Origin of the sequence: Kitasatospora griseola (assembly GCF_044999035.1) — a bacterium.
Taxonomy (GTDB): Bacteria; Actinomycetota; Actinomycetes; order Streptomycetales; family Streptomycetaceae; genus Kitasatospora; species Kitasatospora griseola.
Genome location: NZ_CP173360.1, coordinates 4,480,976 through 4,505,656, shown reverse-complemented (window position 1 = coordinate 4,505,656; position 24,681 = coordinate 4,480,976). Strand labels below are relative to the sequence as shown.

The 24,681-nt window shown below is 74.0% G+C and carries 27 protein-coding genes and 1 pseudogene; 16 read left to right on the top strand and 12 right to left on the bottom strand.

Features of this window, described 5'->3' with window-relative positions; translation table 11 throughout:
* Positions 1 to 25 precede the first annotated feature (25 nt).
* Complete coding sequence (locus ACI1MP_RS20395) at positions 26 to 877, bottom strand: helix-turn-helix transcriptional regulator (RefSeq protein ID WP_404869199.1); 852 nt, start codon at positions 875 to 877, stop codon at positions 26 to 28.
* A gap of 148 nt (positions 878 to 1,025) precedes the next feature.
* On the opposite strand from ACI1MP_RS20395, the gene ACI1MP_RS20390 reads away from it, so the two are divergent.
* From ACI1MP_RS20390 to ACI1MP_RS20375, 4 genes and pseudogenes are all read left to right on the top strand, one after another.
* Positions 1,026 to 1,805 (top strand): NAD(P)H-dependent oxidoreductase, encoded by a 780-nt coding sequence (locus ACI1MP_RS20390; protein ID WP_380339138.1) that lies wholly within the window; start codon positions 1,026 to 1,028, stop codon positions 1,803 to 1,805.
* A gap of 104 nt (positions 1,806 to 1,909) precedes the next feature.
* Complete coding sequence (locus ACI1MP_RS20385) at positions 1,910 to 2,461, top strand: nuclear transport factor 2 family protein (RefSeq protein ID WP_404869198.1); 552 nt, start codon at positions 1,910 to 1,912, stop codon at positions 2,459 to 2,461.
* A gap of 254 nt (positions 2,462 to 2,715) precedes the next feature.
* Positions 2,716 to 3,060: pseudogene (locus tag ACI1MP_RS20380) on the top strand (ATP-binding cassette domain-containing protein); the annotation flags it as partial.
* Between the two features lie 457 nt (positions 3,061 to 3,517).
* On the top strand, positions 3,518 to 4,330 hold the full coding sequence (locus tag ACI1MP_RS20375) for an alpha/beta fold hydrolase (RefSeq protein WP_404869197.1): 813 nt from the start codon (positions 3,518 to 3,520) through the stop codon (positions 4,328 to 4,330).
* A gap of 7 nt (positions 4,331 to 4,337) precedes the next feature.
* Here the strand turns inward: ACI1MP_RS20375 and ACI1MP_RS20370 are convergent, their stop codons facing one another.
* Positions 4,338 to 5,273 carry a LysR family transcriptional regulator gene (locus tag ACI1MP_RS20370; protein ID WP_404869196.1) on the bottom strand — a complete coding sequence of 312 codons (936 nt, stop codon included), beginning with the start codon at positions 5,271 to 5,273 and terminating at the stop codon, positions 4,338 to 4,340.
* Between the two features lie 143 nt (positions 5,274 to 5,416).
* On the opposite strand from ACI1MP_RS20370, the gene ACI1MP_RS20365 reads away from it, so the two are divergent.
* Together ACI1MP_RS20365 and ACI1MP_RS20360 are read left to right on the top strand one after the other, a co-directional pair.
* Positions 5,417 to 6,637 carry an MFS transporter gene (locus ACI1MP_RS20365; protein ID WP_380339126.1) on the top strand — a complete coding sequence of 407 codons (1,221 nt, stop codon included), beginning with the start codon at positions 5,417 to 5,419 and terminating at the stop codon, positions 6,635 to 6,637.
* Between the two features lie 29 nt (positions 6,638 to 6,666).
* Positions 6,667 to 7,221: a cysteine hydrolase family protein gene (locus ACI1MP_RS20360; protein ID WP_404869195.1), complete on the top strand. Its 555-nt coding sequence runs from the start codon at positions 6,667 to 6,669 to the stop codon at positions 7,219 to 7,221.
* A gap of 55 nt (positions 7,222 to 7,276) precedes the next feature.
* Here the strand turns inward: ACI1MP_RS20360 and ACI1MP_RS20355 are convergent, their stop codons facing one another.
* A complete protein-coding gene (locus ACI1MP_RS20355; protein WP_380339123.1) occupies positions 7,277 to 8,050 on the bottom strand; it encodes a helix-turn-helix domain-containing protein in 774 nt (257 codons plus the stop codon).
* Between the two features lie 226 nt (positions 8,051 to 8,276).
* Here ACI1MP_RS20355 and ACI1MP_RS20350 point away from each other — a divergent pair, with 226 nt between their 5' ends.
* The 4 genes from ACI1MP_RS20350 to ACI1MP_RS20335 all read left to right on the top strand — a co-directional run bounded on the left by ACI1MP_RS20350 (position 8,277) and on the right by ACI1MP_RS20335 (position 12,431).
* Positions 8,277 to 8,945: a DUF4097 family beta strand repeat-containing protein gene (locus ACI1MP_RS20350; protein ID WP_404869194.1), complete on the top strand. Its 669-nt coding sequence runs from the start codon at positions 8,277 to 8,279 to the stop codon at positions 8,943 to 8,945.
* Between the two features lie 137 nt (positions 8,946 to 9,082).
* Positions 9,083 to 10,093, top strand: a complete 1,011-nt coding sequence (locus tag ACI1MP_RS20345; protein ID WP_404869193.1) for an ATP-binding cassette domain-containing protein — start codon at positions 9,083 to 9,085, stop codon at positions 10,091 to 10,093.
* Complete coding sequence (locus tag ACI1MP_RS20340) at positions 10,090 to 10,866, top strand: ABC transporter permease (RefSeq protein WP_380339114.1); 777 nt, start codon at positions 10,090 to 10,092, stop codon at positions 10,864 to 10,866. The genes ACI1MP_RS20345 and ACI1MP_RS20340 overlap by 4 nt, the downstream gene beginning before the upstream one ends.
* Before the next feature lie 158 nt (positions 10,867 to 11,024).
* On the top strand, positions 11,025 to 12,431 hold the full coding sequence (locus ACI1MP_RS20335; RefSeq protein WP_404869192.1) for an alpha/beta hydrolase family protein: 1,407 nt from the start codon (positions 11,025 to 11,027) through the stop codon (positions 12,429 to 12,431).
* Between the two features lie 25 nt (positions 12,432 to 12,456).
* Here ACI1MP_RS20335 and ACI1MP_RS20330 read toward each other — a convergent pair whose 3' ends face one another.
* The 5 genes from ACI1MP_RS20330 to ACI1MP_RS20310 are packed head-to-tail and all read right to left on the bottom strand — an operon-like array spanning position 12,457 to position 15,971.
* On the bottom strand, positions 12,457 to 13,311 hold the full coding sequence (locus tag ACI1MP_RS20330; protein ID WP_404869191.1) for a hypothetical protein: 855 nt from the start codon (positions 13,309 to 13,311) through the stop codon (positions 12,457 to 12,459).
* Positions 13,308 to 13,832, bottom strand: a complete 525-nt coding sequence (locus tag ACI1MP_RS20325) for a SigE family RNA polymerase sigma factor (protein WP_404869190.1) — start codon at positions 13,830 to 13,832, stop codon at positions 13,308 to 13,310. Before ACI1MP_RS20325 ends, ACI1MP_RS20330 begins: the two co-directional genes overlap by 4 nt.
* Positions 13,833 to 13,891: 59 nt before the next feature.
* The gene (locus ACI1MP_RS20320) at positions 13,892 to 14,881 is read right to left on the bottom strand and encodes a hypothetical protein (RefSeq protein WP_404869189.1); all 990 of its coding nucleotides are present in this window, start codon (positions 14,879 to 14,881) and stop codon (positions 13,892 to 13,894) included.
* Positions 14,878 to 15,786: an ABC transporter ATP-binding protein gene (locus ACI1MP_RS20315; protein WP_404869188.1), complete on the bottom strand. Its 909-nt coding sequence runs from the start codon at positions 15,784 to 15,786 to the stop codon at positions 14,878 to 14,880. The genes ACI1MP_RS20320 and ACI1MP_RS20315 overlap by 4 nt, the downstream gene beginning before the upstream one ends.
* On the bottom strand, positions 15,783 to 15,971 hold the full coding sequence (locus ACI1MP_RS20310) for a hypothetical protein (protein ID WP_043915176.1): 189 nt from the start codon (positions 15,969 to 15,971) through the stop codon (positions 15,783 to 15,785). The genes ACI1MP_RS20315 and ACI1MP_RS20310 overlap by 4 nt, the downstream gene beginning before the upstream one ends.
* A 120-nt stretch (positions 15,972 to 16,091) precedes the next feature.
* Between ACI1MP_RS20310 and ACI1MP_RS20305 the strand changes: the two genes are divergently transcribed.
* The 4 genes from ACI1MP_RS20305 (at position 16,092) to ACI1MP_RS20290 (ending at position 19,495) form a co-directional block, all read left to right on the top strand.
* Entirely contained in the window at positions 16,092 to 17,216 is a 1,125-nt protein-coding gene (locus ACI1MP_RS20305) for a sensor histidine kinase (RefSeq protein WP_404869187.1), read from the top strand.
* Positions 17,213 to 17,446: a hypothetical protein gene (locus tag ACI1MP_RS20300; RefSeq protein WP_404869186.1), complete on the top strand. Its 234-nt coding sequence runs from the start codon at positions 17,213 to 17,215 to the stop codon at positions 17,444 to 17,446. The genes ACI1MP_RS20305 and ACI1MP_RS20300 overlap by 4 nt, the downstream gene beginning before the upstream one ends.
* Before the next feature lie 64 nt (positions 17,447 to 17,510).
* Positions 17,511 to 18,167 (top strand): response regulator, encoded by a 657-nt coding sequence (locus ACI1MP_RS20295; RefSeq protein ID WP_380339092.1) that lies wholly within the window; start codon positions 17,511 to 17,513, stop codon positions 18,165 to 18,167.
* Between the two features lie 125 nt (positions 18,168 to 18,292).
* Complete coding sequence (locus ACI1MP_RS20290; RefSeq protein WP_404869185.1) at positions 18,293 to 19,495, top strand: serine hydrolase domain-containing protein; 1,203 nt, start codon at positions 18,293 to 18,295, stop codon at positions 19,493 to 19,495.
* A 58-nt stretch (positions 19,496 to 19,553) separates the two neighbouring features.
* On the opposite strand, the gene gap is transcribed toward ACI1MP_RS20290, so the two are convergent.
* From gap to ACI1MP_RS20270, 4 genes are all read right to left on the bottom strand, one after another.
* Positions 19,554 to 20,552 (bottom strand): type I glyceraldehyde-3-phosphate dehydrogenase, encoded by a 999-nt coding sequence (gene gap / locus ACI1MP_RS20285; protein ID WP_043915181.1) that lies wholly within the window; start codon positions 20,550 to 20,552, stop codon positions 19,554 to 19,556.
* Between the two features lie 176 nt (positions 20,553 to 20,728).
* The gene (locus ACI1MP_RS20280) at positions 20,729 to 21,685 is read right to left on the bottom strand and encodes a GlxA family transcriptional regulator (RefSeq protein WP_100589199.1); all 957 of its coding nucleotides are present in this window, start codon (positions 21,683 to 21,685) and stop codon (positions 20,729 to 20,731) included.
* Between the two features lie 59 nt (positions 21,686 to 21,744).
* Positions 21,745 to 22,416, bottom strand: a complete 672-nt coding sequence (locus ACI1MP_RS20275; protein ID WP_387996599.1) for an NAD(P)-dependent oxidoreductase — start codon at positions 22,414 to 22,416, stop codon at positions 21,745 to 21,747.
* Between the two features lie 172 nt (positions 22,417 to 22,588).
* Positions 22,589 to 23,158: a DinB family protein gene (locus tag ACI1MP_RS20270; RefSeq protein ID WP_380339084.1), complete on the bottom strand. Its 570-nt coding sequence runs from the start codon at positions 23,156 to 23,158 to the stop codon at positions 22,589 to 22,591.
* 139 nt (positions 23,159 to 23,297) lie between these two features.
* On the opposite strand from ACI1MP_RS20270, the gene ACI1MP_RS20265 reads away from it, so the two are divergent.
* Together ACI1MP_RS20265 and ACI1MP_RS20260 are read left to right on the top strand one after the other, a co-directional pair.
* A complete protein-coding gene (locus tag ACI1MP_RS20265; protein ID WP_404869184.1) occupies positions 23,298 to 24,290 on the top strand; it encodes a helix-turn-helix transcriptional regulator in 993 nt (330 codons plus the stop codon).
* Positions 24,287 to 24,667 (top strand): MerR family transcriptional regulator, encoded by a 381-nt coding sequence (locus tag ACI1MP_RS20260; protein WP_380339078.1) that lies wholly within the window; start codon positions 24,287 to 24,289, stop codon positions 24,665 to 24,667. Before ACI1MP_RS20265 ends, ACI1MP_RS20260 begins: the two co-directional genes overlap by 4 nt.
* Positions 24,668 to 24,681 lie beyond the last annotated feature (14 nt).

The following is a 24,681-nucleotide window of genomic DNA, read 5'->3' as shown; positions in this document are numbered from 1 at the left end:
TGACTCCGGTCGAGGCGCACGACGCTCAGGAGACTCGGGGGACCGCCGGCGGCTGTGCGGTGCCGGTGTCCGGGTCCGTCGCCAGGCGGGCGAGGAGGCGGAGGCCGTCGGCGGCGGGGGTGCCCGGGGGTGCGGAGAGGACGAGGAGTTCGAGGCCGGATTCGTCGGGGAGGGCGAAGTTCTCCTGGTGGAGCTCGAGGGGGCCGACCAGGGGGTGGTGGTAGGCCTTGCGGCCGTGGGTGCGGGCGCGGACGTCGGCGCGGGCCCAGAGGCGGCGGAAGCGTTCGCTGCCCATGGCGAGTTCGCCGATGAGGGAGGCGAGGCGGGGGTCGTCGGGGTACTGGCCGGCGGCCAGGCGGAGGTGGCCGACGACGTCGAGGGTGCAGCTTTCCCAGTCGGCGTAGAGGCCGCGTTCGGCTTCGTCGAGGAAGATGTGGCGGGCCGTGTTGAGGCCGGGGGCGGTGCGGCCGAGCAGGAGGGCGGCGAGCCGGTTCGTGGCGAGGACGTCCAGGCGGTGGTTGATGATCAGCGCGGGGGCGTCGGGGACCAGATCGAGGACGCGCAGGAGTTCGGGGCGGATCCGGGTGGCCGGGGCCTTCGCGGGACGGCGGCGTTGCCGGGCGAGGCGGTAGAGGTGTTCGCGTTCGGTCTCGCCGAGGTCGAGGACCCGGGCGAGTGCGTCGAGCACCTGCTCGGAGGGCTGGGTGGCGCGGCCCTGTTCCAGACGGACGTAGTAGTCGACGCTGACGCCGGACAGGTGGGCGACCTCTTCGCGGCGGAGCCCGTCGACCCGGCGACGGCTGTCGGTGGGGATGCCGGCAGCGGCCGGGTCGACCCGGGAACGCCTGGTCCGCAGGAAGCCCGCGAGATCGTCCATGCCGGTCAGTATGGCCGCGGTCGGTGCGGTTGAGAGTGGCCCTGTCAGTACCAGGAAGTCCGGTCCGACGGACGAGGAGCCCCTGAACGCCGGGCGTTGCGGCGGCCAGGATCGGAGGCGTTCGATCCGTTGGAGAGGGAGTCCTGCTGTGAAGACGCTGATCGTCCATGCCCACCCGGAGCCGAGGTCGCTCAACGGTTCGCTGAAGGACCTCGCGGTGTCCACCTTGGAGGGCGCCGGGCACGAGGTGCGGGTGAGCGACCTGTACGCGATGAACTGGAAGGCCGGCGTGGATGCCGCGGACTACGGCCCGGAGGCGTCGAGTCCGTTGAAGGTCGCGCTGGACTCGGGGCGGGCGTTCGAGACGGGGGCGCTCTCGCCGGACGTGCGCGCCGAGCAGGAGAAGCTGCTGTGGGCGGACACGATCGTCTTCCAGTTCCCGCTGTGGTGGTACACGATGCCCGCGATCCTCAAGGGCTGGGTGGACCGGGTGTTCACGTACCGCTTCGCGTACGGGGTCGGCGAGCACAGCGCTGCCAAGTACGGCGAGCGCTTCGGCGAGGGCACTCTCGCGGGCCGGCGGGCGCTGCTGTCGGTGACCGTCGGCGGCCCGGAGTCGCACTACGCGGCGCGCGGGATCAACGGCCCGATCGACGATCTGCTGTTCCCGTTCCAGCACGGGATCCTCTACTACCCGGGCGTCGAGGTGCTGCCGCCGTTCGTGCTGTACGGCGCCGACCGGATGACCGACGAGGACTACCCGGCCGTCGCCGAGGCCTGGGAGCAGCGTCTGCTCACGCTGGAGTCGACCGAGCCGATCGCGTTCCGTCGGCAGAACTTCGGCGACTACGAGCTCCCGTCGCTGCAGCTGAAGGAGGGGCTGGAGCCCGCGGGCCGCACGGGGTTCGGGCTGCACGTGCGCGGCTGAGCGTCGGCGGACGAGGTCTTGATCTCAAGTGGGCTTGAGGTTCTAGCCTCGGTGCCACGCGGCCGGTCGGCCGCGACTGGCCGCGCGACCCGGGGAGTCACGACATGACCATCGGCACGGAGGCGTTCGCCGCTCTGGAGCGGCGGGTCGGGGTGCTGACCGATCGCGCCGAGATCACCGGGCTCATCGACGGTTATCTGATCAGTCTCGACACGGTGCCCCGGGGCGGCGGCCGCTTCGACGAGGCCTGGGCGCGGCGGTACTTCACGTCCGACGTGCGGATCAGCACGCCGGTGGGGCAGCACGAGGGGATCGCGGGGCTGGCCGAGGCCGAGCAGGTCACGCTCGGAAAGTTCGAGCGGACTCAGCACGTCGGCGCCAACTACCTGATCGACCTGGACGGCGACCGGGCCGCGGTGCGCTGGAACGCCCTCATGACCCACGTCCATCTCGCCACCACCCAGCAGGCCCGCGGCGAGGACCCCGGCGGCCACTTCGACGTCGGCGGCACCTTCACCGGCGAGGCGGTCCGCACCCCGGACGGCTGGCGCCTGCGCCGCCTGGACGTCCAGGCCGTGTGGACGACCGGAAGCGGCCCGCTCACCCCGACCCCGAAGGCCGAGGCGACGCTGCGCGACCTTGCGGGCGGGGCGTGAAGCCGCCTCCACGTCGGCAGGGCGGGCGCGTTGGAGGTTCGGCGGGGGCCGGGCGGCGGGTTCGGCGTCGAGCGTTGGGCGGCCGCCTTCGCCTGACCGCCGCCTGCTCCGAAGCCGGGGAGGTGGAGAAATCTCTACTTCGTGGACGCCAGGGAATGCCAGTGTGCCGGTCGGCCGCCGTTCCTGGCGTTGGTCGCGTGTTCACGCGAGGTGCGTGACCGGGCGGGTGGAGGGTTGCGCGGTGCAGGTGCAGGGGGAAGAGCACCTTCCTGCACTGTGCGGCGGGGCTGGTGAAGCCGAGTTCGGGGCGGGTGCTGGTCGGGGGGACCGACCTCGCGGGGCGGGACGAGGTGCGGTTGACGAAGCTGCGGCGGGACCGGATCGGGTTCGTGTTCCAGTCGTTCAATCTGCTCCCGGCGCTGACGGTGCTGCAGAACATCGAGCTGCCGCTCCGGTTGGCGGGTCGGCGGCCGCACCGCAAGCAGCCGGCGGCGGTGGTCGAGCGGGTCGGCCTGTCCGGGCGGCTCGACCACCTGCCGGGGCAGCTCTCCGGCGGGCAGCAGCACGGGCCGCAGCGCGCGGGCGCCGTCCTCGCGCAGGCGCTGGACGACGGGTGGTGCGGTGCGGTCGTAGCAGTGGTCCAGCTCGGCGCGGATGCGGTCGTCGGCGGCGGTCAGCACGCTGTCGAGTTCGTCGGCGAAACCGCGCAGGTAGGCGGTGCTGTCGGCGAGCAGGAAGTCGGGGACGCCGCGCGGGCTGGCGGCGAGCAGGTCGAGCAGGGGTGCGGCGCGGTGCGGGACGCGGGTGCGGATGCGCCGCCACCAGCGGCCTCTCGGGCCGGTGCGGCGGTGTGCGGAGACGGCGAGGGAGCCGATCAGGAGCTGTTCCAGCGGCGAGATGCTGAAGCTGGTCCGGGCCAGGTCGGGGACGTCGAGGACGAGTTCGATCACGGGCGTCTCCCCCGGTGCGGGCCCGGTGGGCGTTTTGTCGCTATGAGGCCCACGGCCTCACAGCTCCCCCGCAGCCGACGGGCGTTGCGACAGTTCGGACATGCTGATGGACGATCATAGGGCGAAGTACGTTGAGGTTCCCGGCGGTTACCTGCACTGCCGGACGGTCGGCGCCGGCCGGGACGTGGTGCTGTGCAACGCGGGTGCGGCGGACCTGCGGATGTGGGGGTCGACGCTCCCGTGGCTGGCCGGGGCGGCCCGGGTGACGACCTTCGACTACCGCGACACCGGCTTGTCCTCGGCGGGGACGGAGCCGTACAGCGAGGTCGAGGACATCGCGGCGGTGTTCGACGCGGCCGGGGTGACGGACGCGCTGCTGGTGGGCGTCTCGGACGGGGCGCGGCGCGCGCTGGCGTTCGCGCACCGGTACCCGGAGCGGGTGGACCGGGTGGTGGCCGTGGGCGGCACGTTCGGGGCGTTCCCCGAACCGAACGCGGGGGAGGCGGCCTCCCGCCCCGAGCTGCTGGCGCTGTTCGCACGGATCGCGGAGGTCAGGGCGGCCGAGGGGCTGCACGCCTCGGCGGCGGTGGACGTCGACGCGTGGGGTTCGGCGCTCGGGCCGGACCAGCGGCGGCTGATGATCGGCCTGGAGGTGGCGAACTCGCACTGGGTCACGCTGCCGGACGAGGAGTACCTCGGTCGCGAGCCGGACCCGCCCGTCAACACCCGGTTCGCCGAACTCGCCGTCCCCGTCAGCGTCCTGGTCGGCGGCCACGACCTGGCCAGCACCCGGCTGTGGGCCCGGCGGGTGGCCGCGCAGGCACCGGACGCGGACCTGACGGTGCTGCCGGGGGCGGACCACTATCCGATGCTGTCGGCACCGGCCGCGTTCGAGGCGTTCCTGCGCGCGCTGCTCTGAGTGGCCGTCAGTCCCGGTGCACCCAGGCGGGCGTCCAGGTGCCGGGGGCGTCGTGGGCGGCCCTGGTGGCGGCCAGGTGCGCGCGCAGGGCGGCCAGCGCCGGGTGCGGGTTGTCGCGGTGCCACACCAGGGAGTGCGGGTAGACGGGGGTCGGATCGGTGAGCGGGATCCGGCGCAGGCCGTGGCTCGCCGGCCAGACCAGGCGGGTGCCGTCGCTCAGGAAGGTGGCCAGCGCCGGGGTGTCGGCGACGGTGTCGAGCAGGGCGTCGGAGCCGAAGTTGGGGCCGGCGGCCTCGATGGTGAGGCCGAACTCGGCGACCAGGTCGTCGTAGTAGGCCGCCCACTCGGAGCCGGGGAGGATGCCCGGCATCCAGATCCGGTGGCCGGCGAGTTGACGCAGCGTCACCGAATGGGCCCCGGCCAGGGCGTGGGCAGGACCGGTGAGCAGCTGGAGCTGTTCGTCGATCACCCGGGCGGAGAGCAGGTCGTCGGGCAGCGGCCGGCCGGGGGCGGCGACGGCGCGGAAGGTGGCGTCGATGGCGCCGGACCGGACGGCGCGGACGGCCTCGTCGATGTCCAGCAGCTTCACCACGTCGAGTTCGATCCCGGGGTGGGTGCGGTGGAAGTCGCGCAGCAGCCCGGAGGCGGCGCCGCGCAGGTTGATCACGTCCACCCGCAGGGGGCGGCGAGCGGTGTGCACGGAGGCGACGGCCCGGTCGGCGACCCGCAGCAGCTCGCGGGCGTGCGGCAGGAACGCCTGGCCGTCGATGGTGGTCTCGGCGCCCCGCGGGGTGCGGGTGAACAGCCGTACCCCGAGGTCGCGTTCGAGGGCGGCGATGCGCTTGGAGACGGCCTGCTGGGTGATCGCCAGGTCGACGGCGGCCTTCTGGAACTGGCCCGCCTCGGCGACGGCGAGGTAGGTGCGTACGGCTTCGAGGTCCACGCCGACCCACCTTAGTGAACAACCGCTGGTTGTGCGTTGGGCCTGCGACGGTTGTTTGACCTGCGGCTCGGCAGCCCGGTTTGCTCTGCCTGGTCAACGCGGCTTTGTGCAGGGCAGGGGGCAGGGTGGGCAGGCGACGTCCCTTGGGGCGGCAGTTCGGGTGGCTGTGGGCGTCGTACGCGGTGAGCGCGTACGGGTCGGGGCTGGGGTTCGGGGCGCTGCCGCTGATCGCGGTGCTGGTGCTGCACGCCGGCCCGGCCGAGGTGTCGGCGCTGTCGGCGGTGGGCCCGGCGGTGGGGGCGCTGCTGGCGGTGCCGCTCGCGCCGTGGGTGGAGTTCCGGCGCAAGCGGCCGGTGATGGTCGCGGCCGACCTGGTGCGGTTCGCCGCGATGGCGTCGATCCCGCTCGCGTACGTGTTCGGGGTGCTCGGGTTCGGCCAGCTGTTCGCGGTGTCGGCGGTGGTCGCCGCGGCGAAGATCGCGTTCGGCGCGGCCAGTGGCGCGTACCTGAAGGCACTGGTCCGGCCGGACGACCTGCTGGTCGCCAACGCCCGTTTCGAGTCGACCAACTGGAGTTCGATCGCGATCGGGCCGCCGCTCGGCGGGGCCGCGATCGGTGTGTTCGGACCGGTCAGCACGGTGCTGGCGGACGCGGGCAGCTACCTGCTCTCGGCGCTCGGCCTGGCGGCGATCCGCGACCGGGAGGAGGCGCCGCAGCCCCGGAGCGCAGGGCGGACCGGATCGCTCCTCGACGGCTGGCGGCACCTGTTCGGCGACCCCGGGCTGCGCGCGCTGTACCTGAACAACCTGCTGGTGTCCGGCCTGATCATGGCCACCGAACCGGTGCTGGCCGTCCTGCTGCTGCGCCAACTCCACTTCCCCGCCTGGCAGTACGGCCTGGCGTTCGCCGCCCCGTGCCTGGGCGGGCTGGTCGGCTCCCGGCTGGCCCGGCGGGTGGTGGCGCGGTACGGGCGGGCGTGGGTGTTCCGGACGGTCGGCACGCTGCGCGCGATCTGGCTGATCGGACTGGTCTTCGTCCGGCCCGGAGTGATCGGGCTGGTCACGGTGATGGCCGTCGAGCTGGCGATCATCGTGAACATGAGCCTGTTCACGCCGGTGCTCGCCACCTACCGGCTGGAACGCACCCCGCAGCACCTGGTCGCCCGCACCCTGACGGCCTGGTCGATCGGCCAGCAGGGCGCCATCGCCGTCCTCACCGCGCTCGGCGGCCTGCTCGCCGACCTGACCGGCCCGCGCACCGCCCTGGCCGTCGCCGGGCTGCTCGCCCTGGGCACCCCGCTGTTGCTCCCCCGCCGCGAACCGGCGCCGCCGCACCTGCCCGCGCTGCTCGACAGCCGCGCCTGACCAACCCCACCGAGAGCGAGGACACCACCGTGCGGAACACCGCGCTGCTCCTGCTGGACTGCCAGCCCGCCGTCCTGTCCGCCCTGCCCGACGCCGGGCCGCTGCTCGACCGCCTGGAGCGGGCCGTCGCCGCGACCCGCGCGAGGGGCGGCACGGTGGCCCACGTGCGGACCGCGTTCACCGAGGCCGACTGGGCGGCCGTCCCCGCCGGCAACGCCGTGTTCGCGGCGGTCGCCCGGCACCGCGCCCTGCACCACGAGGACCCGGCCACCGCCTTCCACCCGCAACTTGCCCCGCGCGAAAGCGACTTGGTGGCTCGCAAGACCCGCGTCTCCGCGCTGTCCGGCACCGACCTCGACCGGCGGCTGCGCGCCCGCGGCATCGACGCCCTGATCGTCGCCGGCCTCACCACCGGCGGCGCCGTCCTGTCCACCGCTCTGGACGCGTCCGACCGCGACTACCGCCTGCACGTCCTGTCCGACGGCACCGCCGACCCGGACCCGGAGGTCCACGCGCTCGTGCTGCACCGGGTGCTGCCGCCGCGCGCGGAGCCGGTCACCTTCGCGGAGCTGTTCGACCGCTGAGGACTGCCGGGCGACGCCGCCCGGCCCGACCAACGGCCTGACAGAGCACTTCAGTTCAGCTCTTGCCGCCGTCGTCCCCGCCCTCGGGCGCTGCGGCGGCTTCGGCGGCGTCGGCCTCCGCCTCGGGCTTGACGTAAAGGATCTCGCGGGCCTGCTCGGCCATCCGGAACAGCCCGTCGGAGACGAAGTCGAGGAACCGCGCGATGTTCTCCAGCCGGGCTGCGGCCGGGGTGCCCGGGCCGAGTACGGGGACGCCCTCGCGGACGGTGGCGACCACGGCGGCGTTGGCGCGGGCGCTGGCAATGGTGGCCTGGTACCAGATGTCGTCGTCGATCACGTACCGCTCGCGCCGGCGGTCGTCGCGCTCGCGACGGATCATGGTCTGCTCGTCCAGGAAGGCGACCGCCTTGGAGATGGACGCCGGGCTGACCTGGAGGCGCTGGGCGAGTTCGGCCGCGGAGAGGACGCCTTCGTCGGTGACCATCAGGGCGGCCAGCACCCGGGCGGGCATCCGGCTCATGCCGGAGTGCATGAAGACCGTGGTGACGGTCTCCTCGTAGGCGCGCACCGCGTCCGGGTCGCGCCCGTCGGCGGGCCGGTCGGCGTACGGGTCACGCGGCAGGGCCGAGCGGCGCTGGGCGCGGTGCTCGGTGGCGCGGTGGGCGAGGTCGGCCCGGTAGCCGCCCGGGCCGCCGTTGCGCATGACCTCGCGGGTGACGGTCGAGGTCGGCCGGTCGAGGCGGCGGGCGATCTCGGCGTACGCGAGGTCCTCGGCCAGTCCCAGCGCGATCTGCTGGCGTTCCTGCTGGGTGAGCCTGCCTCCCGGCATCGCGGTCTCCTTCGTCGGCGTACTCGGTGCGCCCCCAGCATAGCGTTCACCCCCATTTCATTGCAACGGCCATCACCCTGACGTTGCGTTATCCAGCTCTCCATTGCAACGATTTATTGCCTCCCACCTGCACTGATGCCATTTGATTGCAACAACAGCGTTGCCAACCCCTTGAACGCAACGTAGCGTTTCCATCATCAGAAACGAAGCGCACGAGGAGTCCACGATGCAGAAGTTCGCCACCCCCACCGCCATCACCGCCGTCATCGACATCCCGGCCGGCCACCTCCGCCTGATCGCCGCCGACCGCACCGACACCGTCGTCGAGGTGCTCCCCGCGAACCCGTCGAAGAGCCGCGACGTGAAGGCCGCCGAGCAGACCGAGGTGGTCCTCGCCGACGGGGTGCTGCGGATCGTCACCTCCGACGCGAACCACCGTCTGATCGGTCCGACCGGCGCGCTGGAGGTGACCGTCCAGCTGCCGAGCGGCTCGCGGGTCGAGGCGAAGGCCGCCGACGCCGACCTGCGCGGCGTCGGACGGCTCGGCGAGGTCGCCTTCGAGAGCGCCCGGGGCCCGGTCAAGGTCGACGAGGCGGCCGGCGGCCGATTCGTCCTGCAGGACGGCAGCATCGAGGTCGGCCGCCTCACCGGGTCGGCCCGGCTCGACACCCAGCGCGGCGACCTCACCGTCAACGAGGCGGTCCGCGGCGACCTGGTGCTCACCACCCAGTCCGGTTCGATCACCGTCGGCGCCGCCCGCGGCGTCTCCGCGTCGCTGGACGCCGGCACCTCCTACGGCCGCATCCACAACGCGCTGCGCAACGCGGACGACGTGCCCGCGGTGACCATCCGCGCCACCACCTCCAACGGCGACATCACCGCCCGCACCGTCTGACCGCTGCACCAGACCGCACGGCTCCACCTCGCACCACCTCGCACCACACCGCACGGCTCCACCCCGCACCGCACGGCCGCCGCCCGGCGGCGGCCACCTCCGGCACCAACCCGCCCCGTTGTAGAAGGAGTTCTCCCATGACCGGCCTGGCCATCGCGGCACAGGGGCTGCGCAAGTCCTACGGGGACAAGACCGTCCTCGACGGTGTCGACCTGTCCGTCCCGGAAGGGACCGTCTTCGCCCTGCTCGGCCCGAACGGGGCCGGCAAGACCACCGCGGTCAAGATCCTCTCCACCCTCGTCCGGGCCGGCCGGGGCAGCGGGCCGATCCGGATCGGCGGGCACGACCTGGCCACCGACCCGCAGGCGGTGCGCGCCGCGATCGGCGTCACCGGCCAGTTCTCCGCCGTCGACGGGCTGATCACCGGCGAGGAGAACATGCTGCTGATGGCGGACCTGCACCACCTGCCCAAGGCGGAGGGCCGCCGGGTCGCCGCCGACCTGCTCGCCCGCTTCGATCTCACCGAGGCCGCGAAGAAGCCCGCCTCCACCTACTCCGGCGGCATGAAGCGCCGCCTCGACATCGCGATGACCCTGGTCGGCAACCCGCGGATCATCTTCCTGGACGAGCCGACCACCGGCCTCGACCCCCGCAGCCGGCACGGTATGTGGCAGATCATCAGGGAGCTGGTCACCGGCGGCGTCACCGTCTTCCTCACCACCCAGTACCTGGACGAGGCGGACGAGCTCGCCGACCGCATCGCCGTCCTGCACAACGGCGTGATCGCCGCCGAAGGCACCGCCGAGGAGCTCAAGCGGCTCGTCCCGGGCGGCCACGTCCGACTCCGCTTCACCGACCCGGCGGCGTACCGGTCCGCCGCCGACGCCCTCCCCGAGGGCGCCCGCGACGACGAGTCGCTGACCCTGCTGGTCCCCAGCGACGGCAGCCAGCGCGCGCTGCGCTCGGTGCTCGACCGGCTGGACGCCGCGAGTGTCGAGGCCGAGTCGCTGACCGTGCACACCCCCGACCTGGACGACGTGTTCTTCGCCCTGACCGGCGCCCCGGCCGTCCCCCACCAGTCCGCCCCGTCCACCCTGTCCACTGCCCCGGCCGTCGCGGCCGGTTCCGCCGAGGAGGCCGCCCGATGAGCTCGTTCGCCCTTGCCGTCCGCGACTCGTCCACCATGCTGCGGCGCAACCTGCTGCACGCCCGGCGCTACCCGTCGCTGACCCTGAACCTGCTGCTCACCCCGGTGATGCTGCTCCTGCTGTTCGTCTACGTCTTCGGCAACGCGATGAGCGGCGGGGCCGGCCGGGCCGCCTACGTCGCCTACCTGGTGCCCGGCATCCTGATGATGACCATCGGCTCCACCGTGATCGGCACCGCCGTCTCGATGGCCACCGACATGAACGAGGGAATCGTCGCCCGGTTCCGCACCATGGCGATCCACCGCGGGTCGGTGCTGTTCGGCCGGGTGATCGGCAGTGTGCTGCAGTCGGTGCTGAGCGTGGTGCTGGTCGGCGCGGTCGGCGTCGCCGTCGGCTTCCGCTCGCACGACGCCACCCTGCTGGAGTGGCTGGCCGCGTTCGGCCTGCTGGTGCTGGTCGCGCTCGCCCTCACCTGGATCGCCGTCGGCATGGGCCTCGGCAGCCCGAACGCGGAGGCCGCCAGCAACAGCGCACTGCCGCTGATCGTGCTGCCGCTGATCTCCAGCGCCTTCGTCCCGCTGCACTCGATGCCCGGCTGGTTCCAGCCGATCGCCCAGTACCAGCCGTTCACCCCCGCCATCGAGACCCTGCGCGGCCTGCTGCTCGGCACCCCGATCGGCAACAACTGGTGGATCGCGCTGGCCTGGTGCGCCGCCCTCACCGTGCTCGGCTACGTCTGGTCCCGCTCGCAGTTCGACCGCGAGTCCGAGTAACCCGCACCACTAACGGCGGAGCTGACCCGACGTCAGCTCCGCTGGTGCGTCCGGGGGTTGCCCCCCTTGCCGATCCGGGTGGCGGCCCCATCCCGCGGCGGCACGCGATCGGACAGGGTGGAGCGACCGACCGCCTTCGATCACGGGGAGAGCACGCCATGGGACACCGGCACAGAACAGCACTGCTGGGGTTGGTCGCACTCCTGCTCGCCGTCCCGGCGGCCACCCCCGCAGCCGCCGCCCCGGCCAACGCCGACCCCCGACTCGCGCACACCGCCGTCGAGTTCACCAGCGCCGACGGCACCCGACTGCACGGCGAACTGGTCGCCCCGCAGGGCGTGAGCGGCGCCCCCGGACTGGCGATGATCGCCGGGGCCGGACCGGTCGCCATGGACGAACTCCGGCCCGCCGCCGAGGCGTACGCGGCGCACGGCATCCCGACGCTGATCTGGGACAAGCGGACCGCCGGCTACTCGACCCTGAGCCGGGACTACGACCGGCTGGCCGACGACGCCCTCGCCGCCGTCCGACTCCTGCACTCCCGGCCCGAGATCGACCCGGACCGGGTCGGCCTGTGGGGCCTGTCGGAGGGCGCCTGGGTGGCCACACTGGCCGCCGGACGGACCTCCGAGGTGTCCTTCGTGGTGACCGCCGGCGCGGTCGGCCTCAGCCCGGCCCGCCAACAGGCCTGGGCCTACGGTGAGTTCCTCCGCCACGCGGGCATCGGCGGCTCGCTGGTGCCGACCATGCAGAGCACGCTGATCCGGGAGCTGTCCGGCGCCGGGCTCTTCCCGGAGGCCGACTACGACCCGGTGCCCGCCTGGGAGCGGCTCCGACTGCCGGTGCTGGCCGAGTGGGGGACGCTGGACCGCGAGGCCGTGCCCGCCGAGAGCGAACGGATCGTCCGGGACGCGTTGGACCGTGCGGGCAACCGCCACTACACGATCCGCAACGTCCCGGACGTCCGCCACAATCTCCGCCGCAGCTTCGCCGACGGCTTCGACCGTCCGAGCCAACTGCCCGACGACTACGCCGACTTCGAGTCCCGCTGGATCACCGGTCTGGCCGCCGGCCTGCCACCGGTGTCGGTGGACGCCGCCCCCGCGCAGGAGCACGCCAGCCGGCCGCTCGCCCCGCTCGGCTGGTACGAATCGCCGTGGCTGCAAGCCGCGTCGGCCGTCGTCTGCCTGCTCGGTTTCGTCGGCCACCTGGCCACCGGCGCGGTCCGCCGACTGCGCCGGCGCCCCGCCCCCGTCGGAGTGCCCCGCCCGGCCCGCTGGGCCGCCCTGACCGGCACGTTCGCGGTCGTCGGCACCCCGCTCTACCTGCTGTTCATGGCCATCACGGCAGCCTCACTGCCCGGACCGGTCCTGCTGGGTCGGCCGGTGGTCTGGTCGGTTCTCCAACTGGCTTCCGTGGCAACGGTGGTGGCCGTGGCACTGACTGTCGCGGCGGCCGTCCGGAGCCACCCGGCGAACGGCAGCCGGGTGCGGCTCGGGCTCCTGGCGCTCTCGGGCGCGGTGTTCGCCCCATGGGCGCTGTACTGGGGGCTGCTGCGCCCCTGAGCTGCGGCGGGATCGTTTGGTCGGACTAGTGCTGCTTGATGACGCCCTGCCAGACCGGGTCCAGGGCAAGGGCCGTGAGCTGCTCGCCGTTGAGGACCGGCGGGCCCGAGTAGGGATCGGTCGCCCCACCCGGGGCGGGGACGGTGCTTGAGGACGCGGTGACCACACTGCCGTCGGTGCTGTACAGGGTGGCCTGCCAGTCCTGAAGGCCGGCCGCCGCCGCGGGGAGCGTCACCATCAGCAGACTGCCGTCGGGACGGTGGGTGACCGTGCAGGCGGGCGCCGTACCGCAGTCCGCAGTCGGCTTGTAGTCCGTCGATCCGCTCGGCACGCCGGCCACCTGGGTGAGCTCGATGCGGATGGTGCCGGTCCGCGGGCCGTTGGTGATGGTGTGTGCCACACCGATCCGCCATGGCTTCCCCGACCCGGGCTTCGGGCCCGGGTCCTTCCAGGTGGCGAGGATCCGGTAGCCGGCCGGGACCCGCTCGGCCAGCAGATCCGGGACGGGCGCACCGGCCGTGGGCGCGTCGGAGGGCTTGCCCGACGGGCTGGAGTTCGTGGGATCGGTCGACGGCTTACCCGATGACGTTCCGGACGGCTTGCCCGACGGTGTGCCGGACGGCTTGGCGGACCCGGACGCGGAGGCCGCCGGTCCGATGCCGACCGTCGGGCTGCCGCCGCCGATGCCGACGGCGAACGCGCCGGCCATCGCGACCGCCGCGACCGCGGCGACCCCGCCCGTCACGACGGCGGCGCGCCGACGCCTGCCGAGCCGGCCGCGGCGCAGCAGCTCCGCCGTCGGCGGCGGTCCGGCCGGGGACTGACGGTCCGCCAGCACCTCCAGCGCCTGTGTCAGGTCCTCGTTCTCGTTGATGCTCATGGGCTGACTGCCTCCTGATTCCTGGACCGGCCCTCCGGCCGGTCCTTCGACATGACGGTGCGCAGCCGGGCCATTGCCCGGAAGTGCTGGCTCTTGACGGTGCCGACCGAGCAGCCGAGGACGGCGGCGGTCTCCTTCTCGGAGAGGTCCTCCAGGTGCCGCAGCACCACCACCGCACGCTGCCTGGCGGGCAGCGAGCGCAGGGCGCGGTGGAGTTCGTCCGTCTCGCCGTACTCGGCGCCGGCCGTGCCGGGCCGGTCCGGGAGCTCGGCGGTGAGCGTCTCCCGGCGTCGGCGGCGCCACCAGCTGATGTGGCCGTTGGCGAGCATCCGCCGCAGGTACGCGTGCGGATCGTCGGCGACCGCCCGGCGCCAGCGGACGTACAGCTTGACCAGGCAGTCCTGCAGCAGTTCCTCGCCGCGGTTGCGGTCTCCCGCGATCAGCGTGGCCGTCCGCAGGTGCCGGGGCCAGGCGACCGCGACGAAGGCCGCGTAGGCGTCGTCCTCGGTTTCTCGACTCACACCGCACACACGCCCGGGTCGGGGTGAAAGGTTGTCAGCAGTTTTCCGGCGGTCTCCGTTCAGTCGGCGCGGGTCCGCAGCCGTCGTACGGCGAGGATCGCGGTGGCGGCGGTGAGCAGGGCGAACAGGGCGCTCTCCACGGCCTGGAAGGTCCAGTAGCGGGCGGCGGGCTGCTGGGTGATCTCCACGTGGATCCGGTGGTCGGCGAGGCAGCGGGGCAGGTCGGTGAGCGAGCTGTGGTCCATGCAGTCCTGGAACCAGTCGGTGTGTCCGACGGGCGCGCCGGCCTCGTCGAGGATCGCGCTGGTGTCGATCACCCAGGGTCCGCCGGGGACCCGCAGGCCGCCGATGTCGCCGTAGGTGCCGATCTTGCTGAGGTTGGCGACGATCGGCGCGGTGAGCTGCACCCTGGTCCGTTCGGGTGCCTGGTAGTGCGGCCGGACGAAGGCCGGGACGGCCAGTTGAACGACGGTGAACACGGCCAGCGTGGCGGCCATCGCGGGCACGGTGCGGCGCAGGTGGAGGCCGAGGGTGGCGCCGAGCACGGACGTGAAGGCGGTGCAGGCGACGGGTGCGAGCCCGTGCGAGGCGAAGGCGACGGGTTCGAAGCGTGCGCCCTCGACGGCGAGGACGGGGCCGGTGGCCCAGCCGAGCAGCAGCGCGGCGAAGGCGACCGCGAGGGTGCAGCCGCCGGCCACCACGGTGAGCTTGACGGCCAGCCAGCGGCGGCGGGTGATGCTCTGGTTCCACACCAGCCGGTGGGTGCCGGCCTCGAACTCGCGGGCGATCAGCGGGGCGCCGCAGAACACGCCGAGCACGGCGGGCAGCACCAGCAGCAGGTAGCCGAGCAGGTCGGCGCGCAGCCGGTAGCGGTCGGCGAAGGCGCCGAGCGGGCCGGCGCAGTCCCGGCCGGCGCAGTGCGCGAGGACGTCCTGGTGGGCCCGGTGGACGTCGAGGCCGAGCAGCAGCAGGTAGCCGGCCAGCAGGAGCAGCGCGGCCAGGCCGATCAGGGCCTGGGTGCGGAACTGGCGCCAGGTCAGCCAGATCATCGGCGGGTCTCCGGTCGGGTGGTCGGGGCTGCGGGACCGCCCGGCCGGGCGGCGCGGGCCAGGTGGGCGAGGACGAGTTCTTCCAGGTCGGGTGTGGTGACGGCCCACCGGCGGTCGGCGGGCAGTGGCCTTTCGGTGCGGACCAGGGCGGTGGCCGGGCCGTCGGGCGGGTCGGTGCGGGCCAGCACGGTGACGTCGGGCGGCAGGGCGTCGAGGTCGGCGGCGCGGCCGGTCACCCGGGCGTGCCGGGCGATCAGCGGCTCGATGTCGTCGTGCAGGTGGACCCGGCCGCGGGCGAGCAGCACCAGGTGGTCGCAGACCCGGGCGACGTCGGGCAGGGCGTGCGAGGAGAGCACGGCGGTGGCGCCGAGTTCGGTGACGGACTCCATCAGGTGGTCGAGGAAGGCGTGCCGGGAGAGCGGGTCGAGGGCGGCGGCGGGTTCGTCGAGGATCAGCAGGTCGGGGCGTTTGGCGGCGGCCACGGTGAGGGCGAGTTGGGCGCGCTGCCCGCCGGACAGTCGGCCGGCCTTCTGTCGGGGGTCCAACTCGGCTCGGGCCAGGCGGCGTTCGGCGAGCGCCCGGTCCCAGCGCGGGTTGAGGCGGGCGCCGAGTCGCAGGTGCTCGGCGACGGTGAGGTCCGGGTAGACGGGGGTGTCCTGGGCGACGTATCCGACCCGGGCGAGGTGGTCGGGGCGGGTGCCGGGCTCGGCGCCGTGCACCCGGATCCGCCCGGAGGTGGGGCCGATCAGTCCGCAGGCGAGCTGCATCAGGGTGGACTTGCCGGCGCCGTTGGGCCCGACCAGGCCGACCACCCGGCCCGCCGGAATGCTCAACTCGACGTCGGCGAGGGCGGTTCGTCGCCCGTACCGCTTGGTGAGCCCGGTGGTCTCCAGCACCGCGGTCACCACTGTCCGTCCTCCGCGTCCTGCTCGGCGCGCCGCGCCCGCCAGGCCCGGACCAGGCGGTACCCGCCCCAGCCGAGGGCGATCAGTACGCCCAACTGTGCGGCCCACCAGGCGTACAGCAGCGGGCTGCGTTCGGTCTTCTCGGCCACCGCGAGCAGCGCGGCACCGGTCGTCGTTGCGGTCATGGCCCCACGTTTCCGCCGGGCGGCAGCGGCCCGCAGCGGCCGAAGGTACGGTCCGGGCGGCAGCGGCGTCGTACTTTCGGCCGGTACGCGGTGCCGGGGGATTCGCCTAGCGTGGCGGCCGTGAGACGAACGTCGATGGTGGGGAACGCGGTGCTGGGGGCGGGATTCGCCCTGGTGCTGCTGGTGATGGCGGCGCAGTACGCGTCGCAGGGCCGGGTGTGGGCGCTGGACGCGGCGACCGGCGCGGTGGTGTGCGCGCTGGCGCTGGGGCGGGAGCGGCACCGCGGGGGCGCCGCGGCCGTGGGGCTGGCGGTGGCCGGCGCGGCGGCGCTGGTGGCGCGGCTGACGGGGCTGCCCGGGGAGCCGGGCGCGGCGGCGGTGGTGGGGCTGCTGGTGCTCGGCGGTTCGGCGGTGCGGACCCTGCCGTGGCGTTCGGCGGTGGCCCTCGGCGTGGCCGGACTGGCCCTGATGACGGCGGGCCTGTTGGCCGCGCAGGCCCCGGCCACCCCGTTCCGGGTCGGCATCGAGGTGTGGGCCCTGGCCTTGGCGGCCGGGCTCGGACTGCGTCTGCTGGACCACCGCCGCCGGGCCGCCGCAGAGGCCGCCCGGCACGACGAACGTCTCGCGCTGGCACGGGAGTTGCACGACCTGGTGGCGCACCACATCACCGGCGTCGTGGTGCAGGCGCAGGCCGCCCGGATCGTCGCCCGCAAGCGCCCCGAGCAGTTGGACGAGACCCTCGCGGGAATCGAGACGGCGGGCGCCGACGCGCTGTCCGCGATGCGCCGGGTAGTCGGCCTGCTGCGCGCCGGCGACGACACCCCGGGGACGGCGCCCGCCGCCCCCGGCGCGGCCGAACTCACCGCCCTGGTCGAGCGGTTCGAGGGCCACGGCCCGGCGGTCCGGCTGCGGCTCCCCGATCGGGACGCGACGCCGTGGCCGCCGGAGGTCGCCACCACTGTGCACCGGATCGTCCAGGAGTCGCTGACCAACGTCGCCCGGCACGCCGCGCACGCCCGCACCGCGGAGGTCGCCGTCGCCCACGCGCCCGGCGCGGTGACCGTCACCGTCACCGACGACGCCCCGCCCGCCCCCGCCCGTCATCTGCGCCCCGTCGGATTCGGCCTGCTCGGCATGCGCGAACGCGTCGAGGCCCTCGGTGGCACCTTCACCGCCGGCCCCGGCCCCACCGCCGGCTGGACCGTCCACGCCGAACTGCCGGTGCCGGCGGGCGGTGCCCGGTGACCGCCCCCGACCTGCTCGCCTGCTGCTCGGCACCGGCCCGCACCGCCACCGCTGCCGCCGGCGCACCCGGAACCTCGACCACGGTCGACAATGACGTGCCCGCCCGTGCCCAGGACCGGCTGTCCGCCGGATTCGGGCTTCTCGGCGGCACCTTCACCGCCGGCCCCGGCCCCACCGCCGGCTGGGCCGTCCACGCCGAACTGCCGGTGCCCGCGGGCGGTACCCGGTGACCGCCCCCGACCTGCTCGCCGACCACGCGGCACCGGCCCGCACCCCGGACGCGGGCGGTGCCCGGTGACCATTCGCGTGCTGCTCGCCGACGACCAGGCGATGATCCGCGGCGGGCTGCGGCTGATCCTGGAGGACCAGGACGACATCACCGTGGTCGGCGAGGCCGCCGACGGGCCCGCGGCGGTCGAACTCGCCCGGCGGCTGCGCCCCGACGTCTGCCTGGTCGACATCCGGATGCCCGGCCTGGACGGCATCGACGTCACCCGGGCCCTGGCCGGCCCCGGCGTTGCCGACCCGCTGCGGGTGGTCGTCGTCACCACCTTCGACCTCGACGAGTACGTGCACGGCGCGCTCCGGGCCGGCGCGGTCGGCTTCGTCCTCAAGGGCGCCGCGCCCGCCCTGCTGATCGAGGCGGTCCGCGCCGCGCACGCCGGCGACGCGCTGATCTCGCCGTCCCTCACCCTCCGGCTGCTGCGCGGCCTCGCCCCCGCGCCCGCCCCGGCGGCCGCTCCGCCCGACCGCCCGCTCTCCGCCCGGGAGACCGAGGTGGTCCGCGCCATCGCCCGGGGCCGCACCAACCAGGAGATCGCCGCCGACCTGTTCATCACGCTCAGCACCGTGAAGAGCCACCTGACGGCCGTTCAGCAGAAGCTCGGCGCCCGCAACCGGGTCGAGATCGCCGCCTGGGCCTGGCAGCACCGGCTGGTGGACCGCCCCTGACCCGCTCCGGGGCCCGACCTCGGGGGCGGCTCAGGGTCCGTCCCGGATGCCTCGCGCGGCACCCGGACGACAGACTTCCGTACGTCAACAGGCACGGCAGCAACAAGGGTTGAGGAGTACGGGGGATGCGCGTGAAGACCATGGGACGCGGGCTGGCGGGGACGGCCGCGATCGGCGCACTGGTGGTGGCACTCACCGCCGGGACGGCCGCGGCCGCACCCGCCGCCGGTGCGACGCCGCCGAACGCGGCCGCGCTGCGCGCCTCCATCACGGACCTGCCGACCGATCAGCTCACCAGCGCCGTCGTACTGGTGGACGGCGACGGCGGCCGCTGGTCGGGCACCTCCGGGGTCGGCGATCCGGCCACCGGGCGGCCGGTGAAGGCCGACGGGGAGTTCCGGATCGGCAGCATCTCCAAGGTGTTCACCGCCACCGTGCTCCTCCAACTGGCCGCCGAGCACCGCGTCGACCTGGACGGCACCGTCCAGCAGTACCTGCCCGGCACCCTGCCGAAGGGCTACCCGGACGTCACCGTGCGGCAGTTGCTCAACCACACCAGCGGCCTGCCGACCGGCCAGGGACAGTTCCCCGACGACGGCACCCCGGAGTGGTTCGCCGCCCACGCGAGCGACAGCTTCACCCCGCAGGAGGTGGTCAGGCGGATCATGGCCAACCCGAAGCAGTTCGACCCGGGCACCGCCCAGCAGTACAACGGCGTCAACTACTACCTGGCGGGCCTGGTGATCGAGCAGGTCACCGGCCGCACCTTCGCCCAGGAGCTGGGCGCCCGGATCGTGCGCCCGCTCGGCCTGCACCACACCTCGGCGCCCGCCGCCGACGACACCGCGCTGCCGAACCCGAGCGCGCACGCCGTCCTCACCGTCACCCGCCCGGACGGCAGCACCGGCCTGGCGGACGTCACCCGGCAGAGCCCCTGGCCGTGGGCCGAGGGCGGCATGATCTCCACCGCGCCCGACCTGGACCGCTTCATGTCCGCGCTACTGCACGGCAGGCTGCTGCCGCCCGCCCAGCAGGCCGAACTGTTCGCCGTCCCCGACGTCCCGAACATCCAGAACGACCACTGCGACATCGGCCCCACCGCCGGCCGGGCCTGCTTCAGCACCGGCCTGATGCGCTTCTCCCCCGCCCCCGGCGTCGAGTTCTGGGGCAAGACCGGCAGCCGCCCCGGGTACACCAGCGCCGTGTTCGCCACCCGCGACGGCTCGCGCGAGCTGGTCTACTCGTTCACCCCGACCTCCCGCGCGGGCGCCCCGTTCTCCGCCCAGTACCGGGTCGCCGCCGCCGCGTTCGACCTGCCGGCCCTCTGACACCGGCACGCGAAGGGGCCCGCACCGCGCGTCGCGGTGCGGGCCCCTCGCCGTGGCGTCAGCTCGCGGCGAGCAGCTCCAGGCTGTCGATGACCCGGTGCGAGAAGCCCCACTCGTTGTCGTACCAGGCGACCACCTTGACGTGGCGGCCGTCGACCCGGGTGAGCTCCGAGTCGAAGATCGACGACGCCGGGTTGCCGACGATGTCGGAGGAGACCAGCGGGTCCTCGGAGTACTCCAGCACGCCCGCGAGCTTGCCGCCGGCGGCCTCGCGGTAGGCGGCGAGCACCTCCTCGCGGGTGACGTCGCGGGAGACGGTGGTGTTCAGCTCGACGATCGAGCCGACCGGGATGGGCACCCGGATCGAGTCGCCGGACAGCTTGCCGTCCAGCTGCGGCAGCACCAGGCCGATCGCCTTCGCGGCGCCGGTGGTGGTCGGCACGATGTTGACGCCGGCGGCGCGAGCCCGGCGCGGGTCGCGGTGCGGGCCGTCCTGGAGGTTCTGCTCCTGGGTGTAGGCGTGCACGGTGGTCATGAACCCGTGCTCGATGCCGGCCAGTTCGTCGAGGACGGCGGCCAGCGGGGCCAGCGCGTTGGTGGTGCAGGACGCGTTGGAGACGATGGTGTGCGCGGCCGGGTCGTACGCCTCGGTGTTGACGCCGTAGGCCAGGGTGACGTCGGCGCCGTCGGACGGCGCGGACACCAGGACCTTCTTCGCACCCGCGGCCAGGTGGGCCCGGGCGGCCTCGGCGGAGGTGAACCGGCCGGTGGCCTCCAGCACGATGTCCACGCCGAGGTCGGCCCACGGCAGGTCGGCGGGGTTGCGCTCGGCGAGCACCTTGATCCGGCGGCCGTCCACCACCAGGACGTCGCCCTCGACGGTCACCGGGCGGCCGAGCCGGCCCGAGGTGGTGTCGTAGGCCAGCAGCCGGCCGAGCGCGGTCGGCTCGGTCAGGTCGTTGACGGCGACGACCTCCAGCTTGCTGTCGCGCTCCAGCAGGGCGCGCAGCACGTTGCGGCCGATGCGGCCGAATCCGTTGATGGCGATGCGGGTCATGGAAGGCGCCCTTCTGTGCGCTGGGTGAACTCCTCCACTTTCGCTCGCCGGACCGGTCGACGGCAGTGGCGTCCGTGCCATGGTTCGCAAGGATCGTGCCAATGCCGGAAGGCAACGGGAAAACGCTTTCCCATCCAGTCCGGAAAACGCTTTCCCGCCCGCTCGGGAGAGCGCTCTCACTCCCCCTTGGCGAAGGTCCGCCGGTACTCGCTCGGCGTGGTCCCGAGGATCTGCTGGAAGTGCGTGCGCAGGTTGGCTCCGGTGCCGAGGCCGGTGGCGGCGGCGATCTGCTCCACCCCCTGCTCGGAGCGTTCCAGCAGCTCGCGGGCCAGGTCGACGCGGGCCCGCAGCACCCACTGCATCGGCGTGTACCCGGTGTCCTCGACGAACCGCCGGGAGAAGGTGCGCGGCGAGACCGCCGCGTGCCGGGCCAGCGTCCGCACCGTGAGCGGCTCGTCCAGCCGGTGCAGCGCCCACTCACGGGTGGCGGCGAACCGTTCCCCGATCGGCTCGGGCACGCTGCGCGGCACGTACTGCGCCTGGCCGCCGCTGCGGTACGGCGCGGCCACCAGCCGCCGCGCGGTGTGGTTGGACGCGGCCACCCCGAGGTCGCGGCGCAGCATGTGCAGGCACAGGTCGATGCCGGACGCCGCGCCCGCCGAGGTGAGCACGCTGCCCTCGTCCACGAACAGTACGTTCTCGTCGACCCGCACCCGCGGGTACTTCGCGGCCAGCGCCCGGGTGTAGTGCCAGTGCGTGGTGGCCCGGCGGCCGTCCAGCAGCCCGGTGGCGGCCAACGCGAACGCCCCGGTGGAGATCGCCGCCAGCCGGGCCCCGCGGGCGTGCGCCGCGCACAGCGCCTCGACCACGGCGGCCGGCGGGTCGTCCCGGTCGGGGTGGCGGTAGCCGGGCACGAACACCGACTCCGCCCACTCCAGCGCCTCCAGCCCGTGCGCCACGTGGTACGACAGCCCGTCCCCGCCCGCCACCAGCCCGGGCGCCGCCCCGCACACCCGCACCTCGTAGGGCATGCTCGCGCGGGTCGAGAACACCTGCGCCGGGATCCCGACGTCGAGCGGTTTCGCACCGTCCAGGACCAGCACGGCCACCCGGCGCAGACGAGGAGCAGACATCCCTTCACCCTAGGCGGCCGTCGCCGGAGCCGACCGCGGCGGTGGTCCCCGACGTCCGCTCAGTCGGCGATGCCGAGGATCTGCCGGATCGTCCCGGGGTCGTCGAGGCTGCGCAGCATGCAGTGCGCGACGTCGGCCCGGGAGACGCTGCCGCCGCCGCGCACGTTCCGTCCGTGGGCGGTCCGGTAGTCGCGGGTGAGGGCCTTGTCGGTGAGCCGGGGCGGGCGGACCACCGTCCAGTCCAGAGTGCTGGCGCGCACCGCGTCCTCCATCCGGGCCAGGTCGGCGTAGTGGGCGCGCAGCACTCGTTTCACCAGCGGTGTCAGCAGGTACCGCAGCACCGGGCCCTCGCCGGGGTCGTGGCGCGGCGGGTGCGGCCGGTCGGGGGACGGCACGGTGCCGACCGGCGCGGCGCTGACCACCACCAGCCGCCGGACGCCGGTCTGCCGCATCGCGCCGATGACGGCGCGGGTGCCGTGCTCGGCCACTCCGATCCCCGCCTTGCCGACCGCGCCCAGCCCGGACAGCACCGCGTCCGCGCCCTCCACCGCCGCCCGCAGTTCGGCCGGCCCGGCGGTCGCCAGGTCGGCCTGCACCACCCGTGCCCAGGGCTGTTCGCCCAGTTTGGCGGGGTTGCGCACCACCGCGGTGACGTCGTGCCCGCGTTCCAGCGCCTGGTCGAGCAGGTGCCGGCCGATGCCGCCGGTGGCGGCCAGTACGGTCAGTTTCATCGCGCCCCTCATTCTCTTCTCCACGACCTCGAAGCCATCCCCGTAAGGATTCTGACGTTCCGTCAGCTCGGATCGCTCCGAGGCGGAGGCCCGAGGCATTCCCGGCGGGAGCGCCGAGGGCCCGCCCGGCCGACTGATCGTCGACCGCGCGGGCCCCGGTGGAGTTCGGTGCTCAGCCCATGCTCTTCGCCCCGTCGATGGCCTCTCGGATGATGTCGGCGTGCCCGGCGTGGTGGGTGGTCTCGGCGATGATGCCCAGCAGGGCGCGGCGGACCGACCGGGCCTCGGGGTTGAGGTCCCAGGGGGCCGGGGGCATCTGGTAGCTGGTGTTCAGGTCGGCGTCGGTGAGGCCGGCCACCAGCTGGTCGGTGGCGGCGGCCACGGCCTCGTACGCGGCCAGCACGCCGGCCAGCGTCTCACCGGGGAGCAGGCGGAACTCCTCGGCGCGGCGCTGGTAGTCGGCCTCGGTGAAGTTCATGAAGTCCGGCAGCGCGGCCGGGCCGAACTCGACGAACGCCGCCCAGACCCGCTCCGACACGGTGACGTGCTTGATCAGGCCGCCGAGGCACAGCTCGCTGACGGTGGTGCGGCGCCCGGCCTGCTCGTCGTCCATCCCCTCGGTGGTCAGCCGCATGAAGTACCGGGCCTGGCGCAGGGCCGCCAGCAGGTCGGCCCGCTCACCGGTCGGCCGCTCGTCCGTGCTGGTGGTGGTGTACTCGCCGACGGGGGTCTCGGTGGTCATGGTCTCGCCTTTCTGGCACGTCAACATCGGTTCCCTGCAAGCGAGTTCCGCACCGCTTCGCGGTGTCTCCCTCGCTCGTGTTCCACACTAGGAGCCATTGCGGTCAGTTTCCGGCCGCAATCGAAAGGAGGATCTGAGCATGGCCGACACCAGTGCCCGCACCCTGCGGCTGCTCACCCTGCTCCAGTCCCACCGCTACTGGCCCGGCGAGGAGCTCTCCGCCCGGCTGGGCGTCTCCGCGCGCACGCTGCGGCGCGACGTCGACCGGCTGCGCGAGCTGGGATACCCGGTGGAGGCCCGGCGCGGCGTGGACGGCGGCTACCAGCTCGCCGCGGGCGCCGCGCTGCCGCCGCTGGTGATCGACGACGAGGAGGCGGTGGCGCTGGCCGTCGGGCTGCAGGCGGCGGCCGACGGCGCGGTCGAGGGCCTCGCGGAGGCGTCGGTGCGGGCGCTGGCGAAGGTGGTGCAGGTGATGCCGGCCCGGCTGCGCCGCCGGGTGGACGCGCTGCGCACCGTCACGGTGCCGGCCGCCTGGCCGGGCCGGGGCGGCGGCGAGGCCCGGATCGACCCGGACGCCCTCACCGCCGTCGCGCTGGCCTGCCGCGACACCGAGCGGCTGCGTTTCCGGTACGGCACCGCGGACGGCCGGGCCGGCGAGCGCCACACCGAGCCGCACCACCTGGTCCGGCTGGGACGGCGCTGGTACCTGGTGGCGTACGACCTCACCCGGCAGGACTGGCGGACGTTCCGGCTGGACCGGCTGGAGGCGCCCGCCCCGACCGGCGCCCACTTCCGGCCGCGCCCGCTCCCGGCCGCCGACGCCGCCGAGTTCGTCCGGGCGGGCCTGACCGGCCAGGCCCGCCAGTACCGGGTCGAGGTGCTGGCCGCCGCCCCCGCGGGGACGATCCGGCAGCGGATCGGCAGTTGGGCCCAGGTCGAGGAGGTGGCCGAGGACCGCTGCCGGATCGTGATGAGCACCGAGTCGCTGGACTGGCCCGCGATGGCGATCGGCTCGCTGGACGTCGACTTCCAGGTGGTGTCCCCGCCCGAGCTCACCGAGCTGATGGCCGCCTGGGGCGAACGCTTCACCCGCTGCGCCGTGCCCAACGGGCAGGCAGAATCGGCGTCGTGACGACTCAGCAGCTGCTCACCCCGGCCGAGGCCGCCGAACGCTCGGGCTTCAGCCTCGACACCCTGCGCTACTACGAGCGGATCGGCCTGCTCACCGCCATCACCCGCGCCACCAGCGGGCACCGCCGCTTCACCCCGGACGACCTGGCCTGGCTGGGCATCCTGCGCTGCCTGCGCGACACCGGCATGCCGATCGCCGACATGCGCCGCTACGCCGAACTCGCCCGGGTCGAGGGCCCGGGCAGCCTCCGCGACCGGATCGCCCTGCTGGAGCGGCACGACGCCGCCGTCGACGAGCAGATCGCCCTGCTGGAGCGCCGACGCACCCACCTGCGCGACAAGATCGCCTACTACCGGGAGGTCCTGGACGGCGGCTGACGGCCGCGGTTCGA